The organism is Ensifer sp. Root31, assembly GCF_001424825.1.
GTDB lineage: Bacteria > Pseudomonadota > Alphaproteobacteria > Rhizobiales > Rhizobiaceae > Ensifer > Ensifer canadensis.
Map to the genome: position 1 here is coordinate 82,079 of NZ_LMCO01000066.1, position 22,646 is coordinate 104,724.

Genomic DNA, 22,646 nt, shown 5'->3' on the forward strand with positions numbered 1-22,646 from the left:
GGCCAAAATTCTGCGCTTCCTGTGTTCAGGCGTTCATCAGATCGAGCTGTCGGTACCGTGACCCAAGGCAAACGCCCGCACAGGCTTCGACGATAGAGCGACCTGCGCCTTTCGCGCGATGCAACCGAATTTGTTGAAAGCGATCCTTACGCCACGTGCGCTGTGAACGCGCTGGCGACAGATTCGTCACGAATCGCAAAGCAGCAGACGAGCAAAAGAATCAGCTAGCTGCCGCGATACTGTTCGTCGGTGACATGCTCCAGCCAGTCGACCGCCTTGCCGTCGAGCGCTTCCTGGATGGCGAGGTGAACCATGGCCGTGTCAGGCGCGGCACCGTGCCAATGTTTTTCGCCTGGCGGAAACCAGACCACGTCTCCCGTACGAATCTCACGCACCGGCTCGCCCCAGACCTGCGCCAGGCCTCTGCCCGATGTCACCACCAGCGTCTGCCCAAGCGGATGCGTATGCCATGCGGTCCGCGCGCCGGGCTCGAAGGTCACGTTGACGGCGCGCACACGGGCCGGCTCTGCTGCCTCGATGACGGGATCCTGCCTGACTGTCCCGGTGAAGTAGTCGGCCGAGGGTCGTGTCGACGCTCGCGATCCGCTGGGTATGATTTCCATCTGCCGTTCCTCCGGGTTTCCGTCACGATCATTCGCCGACGGCATGTCGGCATCATAACCTGTGGATAGTCACTTCCGGGCACGCCGTTCGGGCAATATCGCAAAGATGCTCGTGGTGCGTCAGGTAGATCACCTGCCCGACGCGGGCCATATCCGCCATCAGCTCGAAGGCGCGACCGGCGCGGCCGTCGTCAAACGTCTCCATGATGTCGTCTGCGATGAAGGGCAAGGTTTCGCGCGCCGCGGCGACCTCGTGATAGCCGGCGATCCTGAGCGACAGATAAAGCTGAAAGCGCGTCCCCTTGGAAAGATCGCGCGCCAGCTTGGACCCGCCAGTTGCGGCGTTGGCAATCAGGAATTCCTGACCCTTGTCGGCCTGCGCCGACAGGCTGGAATATTCTCCACCGCTGATGCGGCTGAAGGTTTCCGAGGCGCGCCGCATCATGCCGCTGCGATGGCGCTCGCGAAAGAGCCGGAGTGCCTGCTCGGCGGCGATCAGGCCGGCTCTCAGCTTGAGATAGCCGAGCGCCTTGGCCTCGATCTCCAGAAGCAGCGTGCGGCGACGCTGATCGAGTGCTGCGACAGCGTCGTCGCCGGCGATATTGGCGAGCGCCCCTTCCTTCGTCCGCATGTCGGCGTGCAATTCACTTACATCACGGTCGCTCTCTTCAAGCAGCGCCTCGACGCGAGCCAGTTCCAGCCGCACCGCTTCGTCGTCAAGCGCAGCCAGCAACGCCTCGGCGTCTTCGCTGCGGGCGACACCAAGGCGCTGCGCAAGGTCGGCCTCCGATTCGGCAATGCGCTGGCGCAGCCGTTCCTGCTCGCGGGAAGCGTCGAGCCGCAAGCCGGCTTCATCCAATGTCTCGCAGTCGAAGAAGTCGAGGACCAGACGTTTGCGGGCAATGTGAAGATCCTGCTCGGCAGCAACGCTGCGTTTCTCCTCCTCAAGGCGGGCAAGCTCCGTCAACAGCGTAGCGCGCCGATCCTCCTGCTTTTCAGCCTCTGCGGCACGCGCCTTCATGGCGGCGAAAATCGCAAGCGTATCTCCGGTGTCGGGCACACCGGCAAGATTTGCGATCGCCGCTTCAAAAGCCACTTGATCCTTGCGCATGCCGGCGACGCGGTGATCGAGATCGGCCTTGCGCTGCACCAGCTTGTCGAGATCCTGCAAGACCGCGAGCATGGGGGCGATTTGATCCGGCAGCAGCTGTTCCGGCCGACCGGCAAGCCAGGTGGTTGAGAGCAGATCGTCCCATTGCTCCCGCCAGGAGCACAGGGCGTCCTCGGCTTGCGCCAAGATCGACTTACGCTGCTCCAGCGCGTCACTGGAACGTCGGACCGCCTCGCGCGCCGCCTTGCCGGCAGAAAAAGCCGCCTGGGCCTGCCCGACAGCATTCTCGGCAAAGGCCATGAGATCGTCGAGCCGTTGCGGCAAACGCTCGGTCACACCGATCTCGGCAAGTGAATCCTTCAGAACATCGCGCGCGTCATTCTCGTCGGCCTGGGCGCGATCGAGCTCCAGCCGCGTAGAACGCTGTTGTGTGCGGACATCGAGCGCCGCGAGCCGGGACACGAGCCAGGCTTCCAGCTGCGTCAACTGCGTGACGTCAGGTAAACCGCTTGCAGAGGCTGTTGCTTTGACCGCCTGTGCAAGTGCAGACGCCTCCTCGGCGAGCGAGCATTGTTGTCGCCCAAGCTCATCAAGACGCGCCCGGCGCTCGGCGATCGACAAAGCGAGCGAGCGCATATCCGCGACCTTTGCTGCCTCGGCGAGCCGCAATGCCGTCGCATCGTCGTCGCGACCCAACGCGTCCTCAAAGATTTCCGCAGTCGTCGCATCCAACCGGACCTTGTGCCGCTCCCAGGCGTGTTGTCGCTGCTGGCGAATCTCGATGGACGCCCGGTCGTCAAGGGCGCCGCCCGAAGCAATCAGGGCCGCGAGGCGAGCTTCCTCTCCGGCCAGTTGTTCAGTTTCGCTCGCGACGCGGTCGGCAAGGCGCAGGCGCCTTTGGTCCTGCGCCGCCGTGTCGCGTCGCCAGGTCTCGATCGTGCCGGCAGCGGGCACAGTCAGGCCAAGCAGATCATCGGCGCTGCCTGAATAGGGTTTCAAAGCCGCCAGCTTGTCGGCAAGCTCTGCATCCAGGCGTTCGAGCACTTGTCGGGTGGCCTGCAGGCGCAGGGAGCAATCATCCTGCCGAACACGCCGCAAGCGCTCGACAAACGCGCTCGGATCGATGGCCGAGCTGCGTTCGGCCTGCAGCCGCGCCAGCTCGTCTGTCGCCTCCCGCTCCATCCGTTTTGCCCCATCCGCCTCCTGTCGAGCCGATGCCGCACGCTCCTGCAACGCGGAATGCCGCCGTGAGAGTTCCTGCAGGCGAGCGCCTGTGGCCGTCGGCAACAGCAGCGATGCCGGATCCTGGTCGCCGCGCTCGCCGAGCCTAACGAGGCAGGCAGAAATTTCGATATTTGTCCGCGACAGTTCGTCGATCCGTGCGGGCATGTCGCGCGCGGCTGTGACGTAACGCGCATCGAGCGCCGTCTCCTGCAGCGCGTTCAAACGTTCCACCAGGATGAGGGCCGCCTTGTCATGCGGCAGGACCTCCAGCTCTTCCTGCCGACGGCGACTTTCGTCCGCGAGTTGACGCAACCTGGTCGCAATTTCGATGTCGCGCCGTCGCAGTGCGGGCAGTTCTGCGGCCCACTCGGCCGGCGCTGGCGGCAAGGCCGGCGCCTTTGCCAGATCAATGCGCAAGCCACACAGGCGCCGGAAGAGCGGCAAGGCATCGATCTGCGCTCGCAGGCGATCGCGCTCCACTCGCAGTTCGACGCGCCGCGCCATGGCCGCGTCGTGGCGCTCGCGGGCGGCAAGAAGCGTCTTGCGCAGCGATGCATATTCACGCGCATTGACGTCCAGCCCGTTGCGCTCGACTTTCAACGCATCGAGTTCGGCCTTCAGCTCGGAAAGCTGATGCTTGCGTGCCTGGGGTCGATAGAAGGCATCCGCCTCGGCGCGCAGGATAGACAGGATCGCAGCGCTGTCCGGCAGACCTGAACTGGCGGAAAAGAGCAGGGAGCCGAGTTCGCCCTCGCTCTTCAGGATCGCCTCCCCTCCCTGCTCGATACTGTCGTCGTCGAGCGAGAACATCATGCGGTAGGTCGCGCGGTCGATCGAGCCGAGCGCGGCGGAAAACAGATTGTCCGGCAACGGCTGATCGTCGGCACCGACCAGCGTGTTGGTCTTGCGCTTTATCCGGAAGGCCTGATGGGTGCGGCCGGCCGCCTCGATCGTGCCGCCAACCCGCATCGTCTGATAGGCGTGCAGAAAGCCGTAGGAGCTGTAATGCTCGATGCCGAAGAGCAGGTCGAGGAAGCCCGAAAACAGCGTCGACTTGCCGGCCTCGTTCGGGCCGTAAACGATATGCAGGTCTGGCCTACCTGATATCGCCGGACCGAAGTCGAGGCGCCGCTCGGTAAACTTGCCGTACCGCACCAGGTCGAGTTCGCGCAGCCGCATCAGCGTGAACCCTCGCCTGCATTGCCATGAAGGTGTGCGAGCACCTCCGCAGCACCGGAGACACCGGCATCGAACGCCAGTCTTTCGACCGCCGCCTCATCCGGCGCCAGAACCTGGCGCAGGTCCGGCGGCAACTGCTGCAGCAATTCCTCGACCGCAGAGCGCACTTCCTGACGGAAACCGTGGGCCGGCAGGACATCGCTGCCGACAAGGGCCGCCAGTTCGTCGACCGGATCAGCCATAACCGCCCCCGCCTCTGCACCAGGACTGCGGCAATCGAGCTCGATTTTCTCGACCCAGCAGCCGCCGTTGCCCGCAGCCACATTGTCGATCTCGGCCCGGAGCAGATCGCCATCACGGCGCATGCGCCAGGAAAGCGGCGTCGCGCCAGTCAGTGTCAGGCGGAAGATCACATTGTCGGCAGCGGTCGTCTCGCGCGACTGCAAGAAAGCGTTCCCGACCGTATCAAGCATATCGCCCCACTCGGAAACGCCGGTGAGGTCAAGGCTGATCCGCTCGAAGGTGGCAAGGCCGATTGCCCGCTCCTCGATCGAAACCCGCCCTTCGTCGGTCACCGTCACCAACGTCACGCCCTTGCTGTCGGCTTCGTTGATGTCGCGCCCCTGCGGCATGCCCGGCATGACGACGAAAGGTTCGCTGGCATGGACCTGACGCTGATGGACATGGCCGAGCGCCCAATAGTCGAAGCCGTGCGCCTGGAGATCCGCCACGCTGCAGGGAGCATAGAGGTCATGGCCGGCAGCGCCGGCGAGGCTCGTGTGCAACATGCCGATATTGATCGCGTCGGCGACCGGTGACTGAAAGGACGGCAGCAAGCTTTCCGACGCATGGGCGTTCGCAAAGCTCACACCATGGATATAGACATCGCGGCCGCTCTCCAGCGTCTTTGCGAGGACTGCCTTGCCGCGGCCCTTGAAGACGTGTGTCGATGGCGAGAGCGTCAGCTCGTTCGTCACTTGCGATTGGGCATCGTGATTGCCGCGGATGATGAAGACCCGGATGCCGGCCTCGTCGAGCCGGCGCAGTTCGCCAGCGAGAAACAGCGCGGTGTTCATCGAGGTCTGGCTGCCATCATAAAGGTCGCCGGCGATCAGCAAGGCATCGACCTCTTCGGCAAGGCAAAGATCGACGATCCTCACAAGCGCTTGCCTGGTCGCACCGCGCACGATGTCGGCGAGCTCGGCATTTCGAAGCGCAAGGCTGCGCAGCGGGGAATCAAGATGAAGATCGGCGGTGTGAACGAAGCGGAAGGACATGGCCGACCATGGCCCGTGGGAGCAGCACCCGTCAATGCGCCGGACACCGTCATCCACGCGGATGCGCCCGTCACTCGCCGTTATTTCAGGGCAGTTAAGTAAAGCCAGCGCTCATACGTAATGACTGGAGTTTCGACTTGAAACGTTCTGCCGCAAAAGCGCGCGCCCCTATGTGCAAATATCAGATTATACTCACTTTAATCGATTAGCGCTTTTGTAAGAACTTGTTGGCTAGGTTCCGCTCGGCTGCATTTTGCGTGCGGCCAAGCACAGGAATGACTCCCTGCTTCGGCATCCGCTCCGTCATGACGATCAAGAGCCGGAACGACTTATTCATGCACAAGCTTTTACGGACGCCGTTCCTCCGGAGTTATTCATGTCGCGCCTAAAGATATCACACACCCTTATTGCCCTTTTCCTGATGGTTGGCCTCATCGTCACCGTTCTGGCCGTCGCCTCGCTTGGCGGCATCAAGATGATGAACGAGCGCAACAACGAGATTGCCACCACGTGGCTGCCGCGTGTCTCGCTCTCGCGCGCACTGGAAACCCAGCTTTCGGACACACGCATGTCGTTTGCCCGGCACCTGATCTCGCTGACCCCCTTCGAGAAGAAGGCGGCCGAGAAGGTCATCGGCGAAACCGTAGATGGCTTCAACAAGCTTTCGGACGAATACGCCGCCCTGATGGTCAACGACGCCGACAAGGCAGCACTTGAAAAGGTCAAGAGCGCCTATGAGGCCTACCTCTCGGTTTCCGCCGGCATGGTCAAGCTCTCCAACAATCTCGAGAATATGAAGGCGCAAAGCGTGTTCAAGGTCGAGATGCGCGAGAGGGAACAGCAGGTCGACCAGGCGATCAAGGAAATGCGCGCGCTCAATCTGGCCGGCGCCGACGCTGCCGTTGCTGACAGCTCCACCACGCACGACCAGATCCGTATGATCGAAATGGCTGTCATCGCGGTTGCGGCTCTCATCGTCCTCGGCGCTATTTTCTACGCAATCCGCGGCATTGCCCGTCCAATCCAGATCATCACCCGCTCGATGGCAGGTCTCGCAAATGGCGATACGGCCACCGCCATTCCCTATGGCGTGCGCAAGGACGAGATCGGCGAGATGGCGCGCGCCGTCGAGGTCTTCCGCGAGGCGGCCATCTCCAATCTTCAGCTCGAGGAAGATGCCAAGGTCCAGCGTTCGCAGGCAGAGGCCGAGCGTCACCGCGTGACCGAAGAGGCCGAGGCGGCCGCACAGCTCCGTCTGCAGGAAGCGACAGCCGGCCTTGCAACCGGTCTTCGCCGCCTGGCGGCCGGCGATCTCGCCTTCCAGCTCAACGAACCTTTCGCACCGGATTTCGAACAGCTGCGTCACGACCTCAACCAGGCCGTTGCCCAGCTGGCCGATACACTGGCTGCCGTCTCCTCCAGCTCGGGCAGCATCGACAGCGGTGCACGCGAAGTCAGCCAGAGCGCCGACGATCTGTCACGTCGCACCGAACAGCAGGCCGCGTCGCTGGAAGAAACGGCAGCCGCCCTCGACCAGATCACGGTCAATGTCGGCAGCTCGTCCAAGCGCACCAACGAAGCCCGCGCCATTGCCAGCCAGGCAAACGAAAGCGCCCACAAGTCCGGCGCCATCGTCTCCGGCGCAATCGACGCCATGGGCCGCATCGAGCATTCGTCGAGCCAAATCTCCAACATCATCGGCGTCATCGACGAAATCGCCTTCCAGACCAACCTGCTGGCGCTGAATGCCGGCGTGGAAGCAGCGCGCGCCGGTGATGCCGGCAAGGGATTTGCCGTCGTCGCCCAGGAAGTGCGCGAACTCGCACAGCGTTCGGCCAATGCCGCCAAGGAGATCAAGGACCTGATCCGCAATTCAGCGGTGGAAGTGCAGAGCGGCGTCAAACTCGTGCGTGAAACCGGCGAGGCTCTGCGCACGATCGAAGGCTTTATCGTCACGATCAACCAGCACATGGACGCGATCGCCGTTTCGGCACAGGAACAGTCCGCCGGGCTTTCCGAGGTCAACACCGCCGTCAACCAGATGGACCAGGTGACCCAGCAGAACGCCGCAATGGTCGAAGAGGCGAACGCCGCAAGCGCGACGCTGGCACAGGAGGCCGGCCGTCTTCGCGAACTGATCGCTCGCTTCACATTGGCCCAGGATTCGGGCCACGGTTACGCGCCTTGGACCGGCTCATCGCGCCGGGCAGCATAGTCCGAACGGGTGAAATTCTTGGCACTACAAGTGAAACGGCCTCCGGAAACGGAGGCCGTTTCTTGCTTGCGGAGGTCGTTACCGTGAAATTGCAGAGGTTTTAGTCGACAAATGTAGCAATTGTAACTATCAATAATGTTGCTGCCATTTGACATGGCACCTCACAATTTTCCAACGATGATCATGAAGAAGACATTCGAAGTTTCCGACAGACTGTTTGAGCTTTATCACCGCGTCCACCGGCTCGTGAACGAGTCGATGACGGAGGAAGGCGTTTCGCTGGCGCGGAGCAAATTCCTGTTCTTCCTGAGCAAGCTCGGCCCCTGTCGCTCGACGGATATCGCCTGCGCGCTGAACTTTGCGCCGCGCACCGTCACCGAAGCGATCGACGGCCTCGAGCGCGACCGATTGGTGATGCGCAAACCCGATCCCGAGGATCGCCGCGCCAAGATCGTCTCGATCACCGACACGGGACGCGTGATCCTGGAGGCAGCCGAACACCCGCGCAAACAGCTGATCGAGGAGATCTTCTCCGCGCTCGACGACAAGGAGCTCGGTCAGCTCTTCGATATCGTCGGCAAACTCGTCGACAAGACCGACGAAATTCGCAAGCGCAAGGATGAGGCCGAAGCAGCACAGATTGCGGTCGCTCGCTAGGCCCGCCCTTCCCCCAGCCTTTACAGATAGCCGAAACAGAAAGAGGCCGGGACGTCATGTCCCGGCCTCTTTCGTTTTTCTCCTGGCCCGACGATTACATCGCGTCGATGGCACCGATGGAGAAGAACAGTGTCTCGCCGGAGGAATCGTCGACGCCGTCATTGTCGGTGACGACATAGCCGTTGCCGGCGGCATCGACGGTGAAGCCTTCGACCTTGTCGACGACGTAACCCTTCAGGGCCCTCAGATCGGGAAGGAGGTCGCGAACCTCTTCCTTCTTGACGACAGGAAGCTCGCCGCCAAGGGCTGCCGGCTTCAGGTCGGCAAGGGCGACACGGTAGAGCTTCTTCAGCTTGGCTGCCTGGCCGATCAGGTTGTCTCGCTCGATGATATAGGCATAATCGCCGTGGACGGAGATTTCCGACAGGCCGACCCAGCCGCCATCCGCCTTCTCGAGCGGATAACGCACAGCACCCCATTCCTCGCTCGACGGCTTGTAGGAGACGAGCTTGACGAAGCCCTTCTCGTCGTCCTTCCATTCGCGCTGGACGGCCATCCAGAGAACCTGATCGTCGCCTTCGCCGACAACCGTTACACCCTCGAAGCCGAAGCGGCTCTCGCCTGCACGCAGAGTTTCGGGCAGGGCGATCTCCTTCTTGATCTCGCCCTTCTTGTTCACACGCAGCAGCGCGTGGCTGTAGAGCTTGTCGGCGTTGCCTTCCGAAGCGAGCCAGAAGCCCCCTTCCCCATCATTGGCGATGCCTTCGATGTCGAGCTTCTGTGCCGGGGCGCCATCGCGGGTGATCCGAAGCGTCTCGGTGATCAACGCCGGCTTCTGCGTCGCATCGATGGTGAAGATGGTCGGCTGCGATGCATAAACCGAATCGTTGACTGCGCGCAGGAAGCCCGGCTTGTCGGCAACGGCTGCGAGGCCCGACAAGGCTCCGAAGCCCACCGGCAGACCATCCTTGTCCGCCGAACGGATCTGCGGATAGGCGGCTTCACCTTCGCCACGCTCGTAGATCATCACATGCGAGCGAGCGCCGCCGTCTTCGCCGAGATCGACCTCGTTGGTGGTCGCAAGCAGATTGCGCGACGGGATCGCGACGGCACCCTCCGGCGAGATGCCCGACGGCAGCAATTGCAGCAGTTCCGGCTCGGCGCCGGTGTCCTTGTAAACGCCGACGACGGATGCACGTTCGGCAAGCACGAAGAACAGATTGTCTTCGCCGAACTTGGCAGCCTCGAGGCCTTCCGGCTCGACGCCCTTGGCCGACGAGCGCTTCTCGGGATAGTGGCCGATCGAAGCGATCTCGTGTTCGAAACTCGCACCCGATTCGAACAGGACCTTACCGGCCGTATCGAAGATGGTGAAGCCGCGCGAACCGCCCTCATAGTCACCTTCGTTGGCGACGACGATGCGATTGTCGTCGAGCCACTTGACGGCGTCAGGCTCGCGCTTGCGGCCCGGTTGCTCGTCCATGAAGGCGATAGCGCCGTCACGCTTGGCGTCGATGTCCCTAAGGTCGACCGCGCCAGCGGAGAAATGCGTCTTTACCGTCGCCGACTTGCCGTCGATGATGACGATGTGGTTGTTCTCCTGCAGCGTCAGCGCAATCTCGTCCTTGCCGTTGAAGGACACGAATTCCGGCTCCGGGTCGTCGCCTGCAACCTCGGCAAGACCGGTGAGGGTCACGTGCTTGATCGTCGCGCAATCGGCACCACCATCCTTCAGAGACAGGATCACCAGGTCGCCGGCAGGCATCTGCGGGATCTTGCCGTCGTTGACCTCTTCATCGCGCTCATTCTCGATCGCGATCGCAGCAATGGTCCGGTCCTTGTTGACCGCGACGGAGTCCGGCTGGCCGCCGAGATCGCAGGTCGACTCGACCTTCTTCGAGGCAACGTCGACGGTAGCGAGAAAGCCGGAAGGCTTGGTGAAGCTTTCGCGTGTGTTGACCGCGATCAGGGCCTTGGTACCGGCGACGGTTACCGAGGTCGGCTCGCCATCGAACGACACGATACCGGCCGCCTTCGGCGCCTTGGCGTCGGTGATATCGATAAGGCCGATGCGCTTGCCCGGGCTATCGGAATAGATCAGCGTATTGCCGTCTTCGGTGGCGGTAATGATTTCCGCGGATGTCGCGTCCTTGCGGGCATCGCCCTCCGGCAGATTGTCGGCAACGGCGAAGGACGCAATACGATTGAACACCGGTTCGGCGGCAGCCGGAAAGGCAACGGACGCAAGAAGTATGGCGGCAAGTGCCGTTCTGCATGATGAAATGGTCATGAAAAATCCCCCATGTCGAATATTCAAAACAAGGGGGTTCTGCGGGATGGCGATGACAGGCGCATGACAGTCCCGCGCCTTTGTTGTGCAGCGTTGTCTTACGCGGTCGCGCGCTCGCGTTTCATCTCGTTGCGCATGATGAAAAGCGAGGCGCCGAGGATCAGGACCGCCCCCAGCCACAGATAGCCGCTCGGCGCATAACCGAAGACGAGCCAGCCGGCGAGAACGTTGAGCGGTAGCTTGAGATCGTCGAAAGGCTGCACATACGCTGCGTCTGCGACGGTATAGGCAAGCGTCAACAGATACTGTGCCACCACGGTCAAAAGCCCCGCCAGCACCAATAGCGCAAGGATAGTTCCACTCGGCACGACAAACCCTGCCGACAGCGCCAGCACACCATTGATCGGCGTCAGAAGCACGAGCAACCAGACCGTTATCGTCTCAGGGCGCTCGATGCCTGTCAGGCTCTTGGTGATCAGCGACGCCGCCCCCCAGAGCAGCGCCGAGAAAACCGGCAGCAGCGCTGCCCGGGTGAAGCTTTCCGACCAGGGCTGCAGGATGATCGTGGCGCCGGCAAAGCCGACTGCCGCCGCTGCCCAGCGTGCCGGACCAACGCGTTCGCCCAGGAAGAGCCGCGCACCAAGAATGATGAAAAATGGCGATGTCATCACCAGCGCGATCGCCTGCCAGATCGGAACAGAAGCCAGGCCCGAAACCCAGGCCCCTACGCCGAGCGCCGCAAAGGCAACGCGAATGACGTGACGCCAGGGGTAATCGGTGCGCATGGCCGACAGGCCGGCGCGAAACAGGAACGGCAGGGAGAAGACGAGTGCAAATGCATATTGCCAGAAGGCAGTCGAGGTGGCGGAAAAGCCGAGTTGCATCGTCATCCATTGCGTGACGACATTCAGGAGAGCAAAGGCGACGCCGGCCAGTATCATCCAGGCCGCACCGGCCATGGCACGGGAGGTGAAAAGTGCTTGGGTCGTCTCGCTCATGTCCTTCATCCGCAAACAGGGACCTACACAAATCAGGACACATGAGCGCAGGATGCGACGACGGACCGCCCGCCCGTCGCACCCACGATCATTCTCTTTCATCCGGACTGTGACCGTCGGCTCCGGAATCGCACCGGATCTGCTAACCTTCCGACACGACAGCGCCTGAAGTGCTCGCGGGCTTGGGCCTGCTGCATAATTCCTTAAATCCAATCCGATTTAAGGAGAAAATTATGCAGCAGCTTTCAAGTGTCACAGCGTCCGTTGCGCGTCATATTTGACGCGCGGCGCTGAGCCCTTACCGCCGGTGGGGAGTTTCACCCCGCCCTGAGAACAGGGCTGAGCCGTAGACCAAAGACCGCGCTGCTGCAAGGGCAGCCGAAACGCAAAAGGGTCCGGCGTGAACCGAACCCTTCAAGACTTGGACGGCCGGCCTCGTATCCGGCCGTCAAGCAAACCTATCAGCCGTTAACGGCATCCTTCAGGCCCTTGCCGGCCGTGAACTTCGGAACGTTGCGTGCCGGGATGTCAACTTCAGCGCCCGTGGACGGGTTGCGGCCCTTGGAGGCTTCGCGACGCGAAACGGAGAAGTTGCCGAAACCGACGAGGCGAATGTCGCCACCGTCCTTAAGTTCAGCCTGGATGGTCTCGAAAACTGCATCAACTGCGGAAGATGCGTCGGTCTTGGAAAGTCCGGCCTTCTCAGCAACGGCAGACACGAGCTCATTTTTGTTCATGTTTCCACCCCTTTCAAAATGGTTCGAAACGACTGTGTTTTTAAGCCGCGGCGGCTTGCGCATCGCCCGCGTCTTGCCATTCCCAATTGCGCCTAATCCCTTGGAATGCAAGGCTTGCAGCATGCTTTTACAACAAAAAAGACCGGCCAGAGGCCGGTCTTCCTTGTTTTTCTGCCAAATGGGCCTGACGGGAACACAATTGCACCCGCCCGGTCCTGTCAATCAGTGGGCGATGGAAGCGCCCGCTTCGTCCTGCGAATCAACCGCGGCGACGGTTGCCGGCTCATTTGCCGGGTCCCATTCGATCGGCTCCGGGACGCGGACCAGAGCGTGCTCGAGCACTTCACCCATCCGCGAAACGGGGATGATCTCCAGCACGTTCTTCACGTTGTCCGGGATCTCGGCGAGATCCTTGGCGTTTTCCTCGGGGATCAGCACCTTCTTGATGCCGCCGCGAACGGCCGCCAGCAGTTTTTCCTTCAGTCCTCCGATCGGCAGCACGCGGCCGCGAAGGGTGATCTCACCCGTCATCGCCACGTCCTTGGAGATCGGAATACCGGTCATGACAGAGACGATCGCTGTTGCCATGGCAACACCGGCCGACGGGCCATCCTTGGGCGTCGCGCCTTCCGGCAAGTGCACGTGGATGTCGCGCTTGTCGAACAGCGGCGGCTCAATGCCGAAGTCGATCGCCCGCGAGCGGACATAGGATGCCGCCGCCGAAATCGATTCCTTCATCACGTCGCGCAGGTTGCCGGTGACGGTCATGCGGCCCTTGCCGGGCATCATGACGCCTTCGATCGTCAGCAGTTCGCCGCCGACCTCGGTCCAGGCAAGACCTGTGACCACACCGACCTGATCGTCGCGTTCGGCTTCGCCGTGACGATAACGCGGTACGCCAAGGTAGTCCTGGATGTTGCCGGCAGTGACTGCCACTGCCTTGGCCTTGCCCTTGATGATCTCGGTTACCGCCTTGCGGGCGAGCTTCATCAGTTCGCGCTCGAAGTTACGAACGCCGGCTTCGCGTGTGTAGGTCTGGATGATCGCCATCAGCGCACCGTCGGTGACCGAAAACTCTTTCGGCTGCAGCGCGTGATCGCGGATCGCCTTCGGCAGCAGGTGCCGCTTGGCGATTTCCAGCTTTTCCTCTTCGGTGTAGCCGGCAATACGGATCACTTCCATGCGGTCCATCAGCGGCGCCGGAATGTTCAGCGTGTTCGCCGTGGTGATGAACATCACGTTGGACAGATCGTATTCGACTTCAAGGTAGTGATCCATGAAGGTCGAGTTCTGTTCTGGATCCAGCACCTCCAGCAGAGCCGAGGACGGGTCGCCACGGAAGTCCTGGCCCATCTTGTCGATCTCGTCGAACAGGAAGAGCGGGTTGGACTTCTTCGCCTTCTTCATCGACTGGACGACCTTGCCGGGCATCGAGCCAATGTAGGTGCGGCGGTGACCGCGGATTTCGGCTTCGTCACGAACGCCACCCAGCGCCATGCGCACGTATTCGCGGCCGGTCGCCTTGGCGATCGACTTGGCAAGCGAAGTCTTGCCGACGCCCGGAGGGCCGACGAGGCACAGGATCGGGCCTTTGATCTTCGTCGAACGGGCCTGGACGGCGAGATATTCGACGATGCGCTCCTTGACCTTGTCGAGGCCGAAGTGATCGACGTTGAGCACTTCCTCGGCATGGTTCAGATCGGTCTTGATCTTGGACTTCTTGCCCCACGGCATGCCAAGCAGCCAATCCAGATAGTTGCGCACGACGGTTGCTTCCGCCGACATCGGGCTCATCTGGCGCAGCTTCTTCAGCTCGGCGTCGGCCTTTTCGCGCGCTTCCTTGGAAAGCTTGGTCTTGGCGATGCGCTCTTCGATTTCGGCCATCTCGTCGCGGCCGTCTTCACCGTCGCCGAGTTCCTTCTGGATCGCCTTCATCTGTTCGTTGAGGTAGTACTCGCGTTGGGTCTTCTCCATCTGGCGCTTGACGCGCGAACGGATACGCTTTTCCACCTGCAGGACGGAGATCTCACCTTCCATGAAGCCGAGCGCCTTTTCCAGGCGCATCTTCACGCTGGTGGTTTCCAGCATTTCCTGCTTTTCGACGATCTTGATCGATAGATGCGATGCGACGGTGTCGGCAAGCTTCGAATAATCTTCGATCTGGCTCGCGACGCCGACGACTTCCGGAGAAATCTTCTTGTTGAGTTTCACGTAGCTTTCGAATTCGGAGACGACCGAGCGGCTGAGCGCCTCGATCTCGACCGGATCTTCTTCCGGCTCGTCGAGCGCCTGTGCGGACGCTTCGTAGAATTCTTCGCGCGGCGTGTAGCTGTCGATCTTGGCGCGCGTGCGCCCTTCGACCAGCACCTTGACGGTGCCGTCGGGCAGCTTCAGGAGCTGCAGGACATTGGCAATCGTGCCCACCTGGTAGATCGCCGAGGCTTCCGGATCGTCGTCCGTCGCGTTGATCTGGGTGGCAAGCATGATCTGCTTGTCGGTCCCCATGACTTCTTCAAGCGCACGGATGGACTTTTCACGGCCGACAAAGAGCGGCACGATCATGTGCGGGAAGACTACAATGTCGCGAAGCGGCAAGACCGGATAGGTCGCGCTTTCAGTCGCCGGAGACGTTTTGCTCGTCATGTCATTTCCTTTCCGTCCCGATTTCGGGCCCGTTCCCGGGAGCCACAGCGGCACTCCCGGTTGTCATATTTTCCACATGAAAGTGGAGTGCTAGAGAGTCCTTTTCAAGGCTCGCCGCAACATCCACCATCAGTGGCCGGGTCCTTCTGACTACGCTTTATTGCTGTTGCGTACCTTGCGACGGAAAACGAGGCTTCAAGGATATGCAACGGCCGAGGCCCTCTACTGAATCGTCACATCATTGCGTTGTTAAGACACTTTAGCAACAACCGAATTGTTAAATCGTCCCCCGCGCAAGCCATCTCAACAACTAAGTGCAAGGCCATGAAAAAGCCCGCACGAGGCGGGCTTTTTCAGGTCCGATCTGTGGGCCTGCGATCAGGCCGAAACGTTCGCCTTCTCTTCCGAGCGCTCGGAATAGATGTAGAGCGGCCGCGCCGCACCCTTCACCACCTCGTCGGAGATCACGACTTCGCGAACGCCTTCGAGCGTCGGCAGCTCGAACATCGTGTCGAGCAGGATCTTTTCCATGATCGAGCGCAGGCCACGGGCGCCGGTCTTGCGCACGATGGCGCGACGGGCGATCTCGCGCAGCGCGTCCTCGTGGAAGGTCAGTTCGACGTCCTCCATCTCGAACAGCCGCTGGTACTGCTTGATCAGAGCGTTCTTCGGCTCGGACAGGATCTGGATCAGCGCGTCCTCATCGAGGTCTTCGAGCGTTGCCAGAACCGGCAGACGGCCGATGAATTCCGGGATCAGGCCGAACTTAACCAGATCTTCCGGCTCGAGTTCGCGCAGAACTTCGCCGACGCGGCGATCTTCCGGCGAGCGAACCGTCGCGCCGAAACCGATCGACGTCTTCTCGCCACGGGCGGAGATGATCTTATCGAGGCCGGCGAAGGCGCCGCCGCAGATGAACAGGATATTGGTGGTATCCACCTGCAGGAATTCCTGCTGAGGATGCTTGCGGCCACCCTGAGGCGGCACCGAAGCAACAGTGCCTTCCATGATCTTCAAGAGCGCCTGCTGCACGCCCTCACCGGAAACGTCACGGGTGATCGACGGGTTGTCGGATTTGCGCGAGATCTTGTCGACTTCGTCAATGTAGACGATGCCGCGCTGGGCGCGCTCGACATTGTAGTCGGCAGCCTGCAGCAGCTTCAGGATGATGTTTTCGACGTCTTCACCGACATAGCCGGCTTCCGTCAGCGTCGTCGCATCGGCCATCGTGAAGGGCACGTCGATGATGCGTGCAAGCGTCTGTGCGAGATAGGTCTTGCCGCAACCGGTCGGGCCGACGAGCATGATGTTCGACTTCGCCAGCTCCACATCGCTGCCCTTGGCCGCATGGGCCAGACGCTTGTAGTGGTTGTGCACGGCGACCGAAAGAATGCGCTTCGCCTGCTGCTGGCCGATGACGTACTCGTCGAGGACCTTGATGATTTCCTGGGGGGTCGGAACGCCATCGCGGGACTTGACCATCGAGGTCTTGTTCTCTTCGCGAATGATGTCCATGCAGAGCTCGACGCATTCATCGCAGATGAAGACCGTCGGTCCGGCAATCAGTTTGCGGACTTCGTGCTGGCTCTTGCCGCAAAACGAACAATAAAGCGTATTCTTCGAGTCACCGCCGTTGCTACCGCTGACCTTGCTCATTTCCATTTCCTTCCAGCACGCCGGACATCTTCGGAAAAGATATCACGGACCACTCAATTCGCCCCGCGCAAAGACCTGCGCCGCATTAAGAGGGCTTCCGGGAGTACTCACCGTATCAGGGCATTTTGCCCAAGATTCGGCCGCAACGACTCTCCCACCTAACTCTGAACCCTATGTCTTCACAGCTCAATAGAACATTAAGGGGTCATCTTAGCGGCTTTACCCCCTCGATAAAGCCCTTTCACCATTACAATTGTGTCACAATTGCATCTATCGTGACACAAAAGCGCGTTATCACGCCTGCTCTGCAGCCTCGATCGCTTCGCGCGACGTGATGACCTTGTCGATCAGACCCCAGTCGAGCGCTTCGTCGGAACTCATGAAATGGTCGCGATCGAGCGTCTGTTCAACCTCTTCGTAGGTCCGGCCGCAATGCTTGACGTAAACCTCGTTCAGGCGCCGCTTCATCTTGAGGATGTCCTTGGCGTGACGCTCGATATCAGAGGCCTGGCCCTGGAAGCCACCGGACGGCTGATGCACCATGATGCGCGAGTTCGGGGTGGCGAAACGCATGTCCTTGTGGCCGGCAGCCAGCAGGAGCGAACCCATCGAGGCGGCCTGACCGATGCACAGCGTCGAAACCGCCGGCTTGATAAACTGCATGGTGTCGTAGATCGCCATACCGGCGGTAACGACGCCACCCGGCGAATTGATGTAGAGAGCGATTTCCTTCTTCGGGTTTTCTGCCTCGAGGAAAAGAAGCTGGGCGCAGACGAGCGTTGCCATCTGATCTTCGACCGGACCGGTCAGGAAGATGATGCGCTCTTTCAGAAGGCGCGAAAAGATATCGTAGGAACGTTCGCCGCGGTTGGTCTGCTCCACAACCATCGGCACCAGCGCCATGGCGGTATCAACTGGATTTCTCATATCGAACCTTCATCAATCGGGCCCGCAATGCCTTTGCGAACCGGGAATCACAGGATTAGCCTTCTGCCCCTACATAGAGTGTCAACACCCTTCACTTCAAGTCGCCAACCTCCGATAACCTTAATCGGCGGCGCCCTTCCAGCCTAAGAACAGCGGTCCTCCACACGTGATTGCTGATAGAACATTTTTTCGCCGCCGCCTTTGCCAACGCCCTGGCTTTTGCGCTTTCCGCACAGCATTCGCCACCGCTGGGTAAACGGACGGTAAACGGCGCGCGCGCCACGGCGGACCTCAAAGCTGCGATTCGATCGGCAGGATACGGATGATCCCGGCGATAACGCGCCTCAGCAGGCTGGCGTCGGGCTCGCGCCGCAGCCGCCGCTCGGTCCCGTTGGTTCGGTCACGCCAGACGAGCCGCGCACCTTCAAGGCTTAGCCGATAACTGACGGACGGGGCCGTCTCGTCCTCAAACATCGTGGCGAGTTCGCCGGCAAGTGCTGCATCCACAAACACAACGCCCATTTCGGTGTTCAGCGATGCCGACCGCGGGTCGAAATTCATCGAACCGACGAAGCCGTTCAGACCATCGACCACAAAGGCCTTGCTGTGCAGGCTCGCATTGCGCCGGCCAAACAGCGACATACGATGACTCTCGACCGTATCGCCCTGCTCTTTCAGTTCGAAAAGCTCGACACCGGCGCGAACGAGGTTTCGACGGTACTTCACATAGCCACCATGAACGGCCGCGACGTCGGTCGCAGCCAGTGAATTTGTCAGCACCGCGACGCGGATGCCCTTTTTCACAAGCGCCGTCAGTTCGCGCGTCCCGGCCGTGCCGGGAATGAAATAGGGCGAAATGATGCGCAGATCGTTCTTTGCCGCCTGGATCAGCGGGAAGAGTTCGCGCAGCAGCCAGTTCTGCCGCTTTTGCATCAGCGCCTTCTCGGGCGGGTCGGCCTCAAGGCGAACGTTGTCGATCCAGTACAGCCTTCTCGAGCCGCTATAGAACGTCTCTTCGGCCATCGCGTCAGTCACGCGCTCCAGATAGAAACGGGCGGCAGGCGTGCGCGCATGGGCATCGAGCGCCTCCCTCAGCGCCGGCAGATATTGCTTGCGGGGGGTGCGCAGTTTGGCGATCGGCAGCACGGACGTGCTGTTCCAATAGCGATCGAACATTGCCGTTGCCTGATCGACCACCGGCCCGATCATCCAGAGATCGAGGTCACGAAAGTTTGAAAGCTCGGCCGCGTCGAAATAGGCATCGCCGATATTGCGCCCGCCGGCGATGGCCAGGCGCGCATCGGAAACCCACAGCTTGTTGTGCATGCGGCGTGTGGCGCTGAAAGCGCGGATGGCCATCTCGAAACCCCGGCGGATACGATCGGTGCGGGCACGGCTTGGATTGAAGAGCCGGACCTCAATGTTCTCGTGGGCATCAAGCGCGATGCACATCCGGTCGTGGATGCCGGCGTTGATATCATCGAGCAGCAGGCGGACGTGGACGCCGCGGTCGGCAGCCGTCAGGATTTCACGCGTGAGCAAGAGACCGGTCAAGTCATCCTTCCAGTAGTAGTATTGCAGGTCGAGGCCGCGGCCGGCCCTGCGAGCCGCATGCGCCCTGACGACGAAAGCTTCGATGTTGTCAGAGACCAGCGATATGCCGTTCTTTCCGGAACGGGTGCGAAGCAGCGGGCCTATGGCCCGATCGAGTTCGGTATCGGCGTCAGCGACAGGGAGTGCAGCAGACGGGTCTCCATGGGGACGCCGACCGAAGCGGCCATAGACATAGAAAATCGCCGCACCGAACGCGCCGCCGATGGCGACAACGGCAACAATGACAAAGGACAACATCACCTGCCCGCCAGAAAGTGTCTCAGGCCGATCCGGCCCGGCTCACTTCAATCCGTTCGTTGTTATGGTCTTCCCGCTTGCCGACCTTCAGATCGATCGATGCCTTGACCGGCAAATGATCGGAAGCGATGCGGGCCAGAGGAGAATCGTGCACTGCGACCGATGTCACCAGGCTGTGCGGGTTGCCGAGAACGCGATCGAGCGGCAACAGCGGAAAGCGAGAGGGAAAGCTCGCGACGGTCGCATGCGAGGGGTCGAAGACGGGGCTAAGGAAGGACAGCGACGACCGTTTGCCCATGCGCCACTCGTTGAGGTCGCCGATCAAAAGCGTGGGTCGCCCGCCCGCATCGGAGGCCGCCTCGATGATCGCCTCGGCCTGTTGCGCGCGGGAATGACGAAGCAATCCGAGATGGGCGGCGATCACGCGCAGCGGCCCCATCCTGAGGTCAAGATCGACAACGAGCGCTCCGCGCGGCTCGACACCCGGAAGTTTCAGTTGCTGTACGTCGGAAACCGCACCTTCACGCAGAAGCAGCACATTGCCGTGCCAGCCATGCCCCTTGGTGGAGAAGCCCGAGATCGGAACGGATACGAGATGCGCTTCGCGCCGCAGATGTTCCAGATCGAGGAGCCCTGCCCGCTCACCGAACCGCTGGTCGGCTTCCTGAAGGGCGACGATATCGGCGCCGAGTTCGCCGATCACTTGGGCCGTGCGGCCCGGATCAAAGCGGCCATCGGTGCCGACACATTTGTGGATGTTGTAGGAAGCGATGACGATATCACCGCGGTTGACCGCCGCCTCACGGCTGACGACGGTGGGTCGCCGCTTGCGGATTGCCGCTACGATGCCCGCCGATAGACTGGTCTGGTTTTTTGCCATGCCGCTCCCTGCTTGCTGCCGCATCATGCGCAAATAGGTCGCCGGACGCCACTGAAAAAGGCTCCAGACCAAAACTTGTTCCGTTCGAAATGGCGGCAGTGGCGCTTTTTCGAACTGCTCCACAGTCATCGGCGCCGCTCAGACCTCAAGGCACAGGTAGACTGTTTCCCGCATTTTTGAGGGCTGGAGAATGACGGCCGGCCGCCGGGCCACCCGCCGTTGCGCAAACGCGACCTTCAATCCGCCGGACCGGCAAAGAGGATCAGATTGCCGTCGGGATCAAGGACGATGAAGTTCCGCGCACCCCAAGGCTCGGTCCGCAATGTTTGGTGAAAACGCACGCCGGCGGCCTGATAGTCGAGGAACAGGCGCTTGAGCTCATCCGATGTGGCGACGGTCAAGGAGGCGGAAAGCAGATGCTCCCGCTCTCTGATGTCGCCGACGAAGACAGGCTCGCAGACCAGGCGCAATGCGAGCAGCGCATTGTCGCGTTTCACCTGGCCATAGAAGGGTGGATCGCCGTAGACGAAGTCGACGGCAAAACCGAGTTTGTCGGTGACGAAGTCGCAAGACGCCTTGATATCGGCGACGAACAATTGTGCCGAAGTCGATTGCAGAACAGGGCGCGGTGCTGCTTGTTTTGCTTGCATGGTCATTGTCAGGGCTCCTGATTTGAGCGCCTGCCAGCCGTCAAAACCCATCTGGCGTGCGACCAGTTCCTGGGCGTCGGCGAGCTTGAAGTCTGCCTTCAATATTTCCCGATCATCCAGGTCGGGCCTGCTTCTTGAGGTTTTCGAGGTTCGGCATGGGCGCAACTAAGGTCTATCTACCGTAGGTGGGCGTTGCCCTTTCGACCTTGCACCGATGCGCCCTACGCAGCGTCAGAACATTGACTCGCGGTGAGCTATCTTGTCAACGCGCTGATACCGCAAGCCGATGACCCGTTGCGACAACCACTCAGTCGCGCTGTCGATCGGTCAGGGCTCTGCAACTTGTACTCTTGCGGGGCGAACCCGGTCGCCCTTAGAAATAGCTGTCGCACCCGCCTTGCAAAGAGCCAGATCATGCCGCCCAAGCCCGCCATCATCATCGACAGCGCCAAGCGAAGCGTTTCGATCGACGTGCACGACCCGGATTTCTACCGTGCGCCACTGTCGGCTTACGCGGAAATTCACGCCCATTGCCCGGCATTTTACTGGAGCGAGCGCGAACAATGGTATTTCGCGGGCTACGACCAGGTGAACGCGTTGCTACGCGACCGGCGTTTTGGCCGGCAGATCCTACACGTGGCGACACGCGAAGAACTCGGCATGCCGGCACCGAAGCCGCATCTGAAGGATTTCGACGCACTTGAGGAGCATTCGCTACTGGAGCTCGAACCGCCGACCCACACCAGGCTTCGCACCCTCGTCAACCGCGCCTTCGTCTCCCGGCAGATCGAACAGTTGCGGCCGGACATCGAACGGCTTTCGCATACGATCATCGACGGTTTCGAGCAGGACGGCGAAGTCGAGCTACTGAAGACCTATGCCGAAACGATCCCGGTCACGATCATCGCCAGGATGCTCGGCATTCCCGTCGACGCCGCGCCAAACCTGCTCGATTGGTCGCATCGCATGGTGAGAATGTACGTCTTCAATCGGAGCCACGAGACCGAGTTCGACGCCAACCAGGCCTCCGCCGACTTCGCCGACTACCTCAAGACCATCATCGCCGAGAAGCGCCGCAAGCCGGCCGACGATCTGCTGACACATATGATCACGTCGGAGAAAGATGGAGAGCGATTGTCCGAGGCAGAGCTGGTTTCGACGGCCGCCCTGCTTCTCAACGCCGGCCACGAGGCGACCGTCCATCAGATCGGCAACGCGGTCAGAACGATCCTGCAGTCGGACCACGCGCCGGGAGATCTGTTCGCAACGGAGGCGACGACCGATCTTGCGATCGAGGAGTGCCTCCGATTTGCCGCACCGCTGCATATCTTTCAACGCTATGCGCTGTCGGATATCGAACTCGACGAAGGGATTGCGCTTCGCAAGGGCGACAAGATCGGCCTGCTTCTTGGTGCCGCCAATGTCGATCCGCGGAAGTTCAGCGACCCTGACCGCTTCAAGCCTGCGCGCGACGAGGGCGTCAACGTCTCGTTCGGTGCGGGCCTGCACTTCTGCATCGGAGCGCCGCTCGCCCGGCTCGAACTCAAGCTGTCGCTGCCGATCCTGTTCCAGCGCTTGCCCGGGATGCGGCTGAAACACCCGCCGGAAGTGAAGGACAGTTTCCATTTCCATGGCCTGGAGCGGCTCGATCTCGTTTGGTGAAGGGACACCCCTGCCCGGTCTGCGCAAAGCAAACGGCTTCGACGCAACCGCCGAAGCCGTTTGATC

General features: G+C 61.2%; 14 protein-coding genes, 1 pseudogene and 1 riboswitch. Of the genes and pseudogenes, 3 read left to right on the forward strand and 12 right to left on the reverse strand.

Annotated features, from left to right (window positions below; translation table 11 throughout):
• Positions 1 to 224 precede the first annotated feature (224 nt).
• From ASD00_RS34705 to ASD00_RS34715, 3 genes are read right to left on the reverse strand one after another with little or no spacing between them, the layout of a single operon-like run.
• Positions 225 to 623 carry a cupin domain-containing protein gene (locus ASD00_RS34705; RefSeq protein WP_025426579.1) on the reverse strand — a complete coding sequence of 133 codons (399 nt, stop codon included), beginning with the start codon at positions 621 to 623 and terminating at the stop codon, positions 225 to 227.
• A gap of 52 nt (positions 624 to 675) precedes the next feature.
• Positions 676 to 4,137 carry an AAA family ATPase gene (locus ASD00_RS34710; RefSeq protein WP_057211428.1) on the reverse strand — a complete coding sequence of 1,154 codons (3,462 nt, stop codon included), beginning with the start codon at positions 4,135 to 4,137 and terminating at the stop codon, positions 676 to 678.
• On the reverse strand, positions 4,137 to 5,414 hold the full coding sequence (locus tag ASD00_RS34715; protein ID WP_057211429.1) for an exonuclease SbcCD subunit D: 1,278 nt from the start codon (positions 5,412 to 5,414) through the stop codon (positions 4,137 to 4,139). The genes ASD00_RS34710 and ASD00_RS34715 overlap by 1 nt, the downstream gene beginning before the upstream one ends.
• A 376-nt stretch (positions 5,415 to 5,790) precedes the next feature.
• Between ASD00_RS34715 and ASD00_RS34720 the strand changes: the two genes are divergently transcribed.
• Both ASD00_RS34720 and ASD00_RS34725 read left to right on the forward strand, forming a co-directional pair.
• Complete coding sequence (locus tag ASD00_RS34720) at positions 5,791 to 7,629, forward strand: HAMP domain-containing methyl-accepting chemotaxis protein (protein WP_025426576.1); 1,839 nt, start codon at positions 5,791 to 5,793, stop codon at positions 7,627 to 7,629.
• Between the two features lie 183 nt (positions 7,630 to 7,812).
• On the forward strand, positions 7,813 to 8,286 hold the full coding sequence (locus tag ASD00_RS34725; protein WP_025426575.1) for a MarR family transcriptional regulator: 474 nt from the start codon (positions 7,813 to 7,815) through the stop codon (positions 8,284 to 8,286).
• Positions 8,287 to 8,380: 94 nt separating this feature from the next.
• Here ASD00_RS34725 and ASD00_RS34730 read toward each other — a convergent pair whose 3' ends face one another.
• From ASD00_RS34730 to ASD00_RS34770, 9 genes and pseudogenes are all read right to left on the reverse strand, one after another.
• Complete coding sequence (locus tag ASD00_RS34730; RefSeq protein WP_057211430.1) at positions 8,381 to 10,576, reverse strand: esterase-like activity of phytase family protein; 2,196 nt, start codon at positions 10,574 to 10,576, stop codon at positions 8,381 to 8,383.
• 98 nt (positions 10,577 to 10,674) lie between these two features.
• Positions 10,675 to 11,574, reverse strand: coding sequence for a DMT family transporter (locus ASD00_RS34735; protein WP_057211431.1), 900 nt, complete (start codon positions 11,572 to 11,574; stop codon positions 10,675 to 10,677).
• Between the two features lie 86 nt (positions 11,575 to 11,660).
• Positions 11,661 to 11,913, reverse strand: a riboswitch (FMN riboswitch).
• Positions 11,914 to 12,035: 122 nt separating this feature from the next.
• Positions 12,036 to 12,311, reverse strand: a complete 276-nt coding sequence (hupB, locus tag ASD00_RS34740; protein WP_025426572.1) for a DNA-binding protein HupB — start codon at positions 12,309 to 12,311, stop codon at positions 12,036 to 12,038.
• Positions 12,312 to 12,533: 222 nt separating this feature from the next.
• Positions 12,534 to 14,954 carry an endopeptidase La gene (lon, locus tag ASD00_RS34745; protein WP_025426571.1) on the reverse strand — a complete coding sequence of 807 codons (2,421 nt, stop codon included), beginning with the start codon at positions 14,952 to 14,954 and terminating at the stop codon, positions 12,534 to 12,536.
• Between the two features lie 378 nt (positions 14,955 to 15,332).
• Positions 15,333 to 16,610, reverse strand: a complete 1,278-nt coding sequence (clpX, locus tag ASD00_RS34750; protein ID WP_025426570.1) for an ATP-dependent Clp protease ATP-binding subunit ClpX — start codon at positions 16,608 to 16,610, stop codon at positions 15,333 to 15,335.
• Between the two features lie 294 nt (positions 16,611 to 16,904).
• Positions 16,905 to 17,537, reverse strand: a complete 633-nt coding sequence (clpP, locus tag ASD00_RS34755; RefSeq protein WP_025426569.1) for an ATP-dependent Clp endopeptidase proteolytic subunit ClpP — start codon at positions 17,535 to 17,537, stop codon at positions 16,905 to 16,907.
• Positions 17,538 to 17,828: 291 nt separating this feature from the next.
• On the reverse strand, positions 17,829 to 19,388 hold the full coding sequence (locus tag ASD00_RS34760) for a phospholipase D family protein (protein WP_025426568.1): 1,560 nt from the start codon (positions 19,386 to 19,388) through the stop codon (positions 17,829 to 17,831).
• A gap of 22 nt (positions 19,389 to 19,410) precedes the next feature.
• Positions 19,411 to 20,268: an endonuclease/exonuclease/phosphatase family protein gene (locus ASD00_RS34765; protein ID WP_025426567.1), complete on the reverse strand. Its 858-nt coding sequence runs from the start codon at positions 20,266 to 20,268 to the stop codon at positions 19,411 to 19,413.
• Between the two features lie 236 nt (positions 20,269 to 20,504).
• Positions 20,505 to 21,075 (reverse strand): annotated as a pseudogene (locus ASD00_RS34770) (VOC family protein).
• Positions 21,076 to 21,332: 257 nt separating this feature from the next.
• Here ASD00_RS34770 and ASD00_RS34775 point away from each other — a divergent pair.
• Positions 21,333 to 22,580 (forward strand): cytochrome P450, encoded by a 1,248-nt coding sequence (locus tag ASD00_RS34775; protein ID WP_025426566.1) that lies wholly within the window; start codon positions 21,333 to 21,335, stop codon positions 22,578 to 22,580.
• Positions 22,581 to 22,646: the final 66 nt, after the last annotated feature.

Bases quoted from the DNA above. Each gene is read 5' to 3' on its own strand.
- ASD00_RS34720 (WP_025426576.1), top strand. From the start codon at position 5,791: ATGTCGCGCCTAAAGATATCACACACCCTTATTGCCCTTTTCCTGATG.
- clpX (WP_025426570.1), bottom strand. From the start codon at position 16,610: ATGAGCAAGGTCAGCGGTAGCAACGGCGGTGACTCGAAGAATACGCTT.
- ASD00_RS34765 (WP_025426567.1), bottom strand. From the start codon at position 20,268: ATGGCAAAAAACCAGACCAGTCTATCGGCGGGCATCGTAGCGGCAATC.
- ASD00_RS34725 (WP_025426575.1), top strand. From the start codon at position 7,813: ATGAAGAAGACATTCGAAGTTTCCGACAGACTGTTTGAGCTTTATCAC.
- ASD00_RS34705 (WP_025426579.1), bottom strand. From the start codon at position 623: ATGGAAATCATACCCAGCGGATCGCGAGCGTCGACACGACCCTCGGCC.
- lon (WP_025426571.1), bottom strand. From the start codon at position 14,954: ATGACGAGCAAAACGTCTCCGGCGACTGAAAGCGCGACCTATCCGGTC.
- hupB (WP_025426572.1), bottom strand. From the start codon at position 12,311: ATGAACAAAAATGAGCTCGTGTCTGCCGTTGCTGAGAAGGCCGGACTT.
- ASD00_RS34730 (WP_057211430.1), bottom strand. From the start codon at position 10,576: ATGACCATTTCATCATGCAGAACGGCACTTGCCGCCATACTTCTTGCG.
- ASD00_RS34735 (WP_057211431.1), bottom strand. From the start codon at position 11,574: ATGAGCGAGACGACCCAAGCACTTTTCACCTCCCGTGCCATGGCCGGT.
- ASD00_RS34775 (WP_025426566.1), top strand. From the start codon at position 21,333: ATGCCGCCCAAGCCCGCCATCATCATCGACAGCGCCAAGCGAAGCGTT.
- ASD00_RS34710 (WP_057211428.1), bottom strand. From the start codon at position 4,137: ATGCGGCTGCGCGAACTCGACCTGGTGCGGTACGGCAAGTTTACCGAG.
- ASD00_RS34715 (WP_057211429.1), bottom strand. From the start codon at position 5,414: ATGTCCTTCCGCTTCGTTCACACCGCCGATCTTCATCTTGATTCCCCG.
- clpP (WP_025426569.1), bottom strand. From the start codon at position 17,537: ATGAGAAATCCAGTTGATACCGCCATGGCGCTGGTGCCGATGGTTGTG.
- ASD00_RS34760 (WP_025426568.1), bottom strand. From the start codon at position 19,388: ATGTTGTCCTTTGTCATTGTTGCCGTTGTCGCCATCGGCGGCGCGTTC.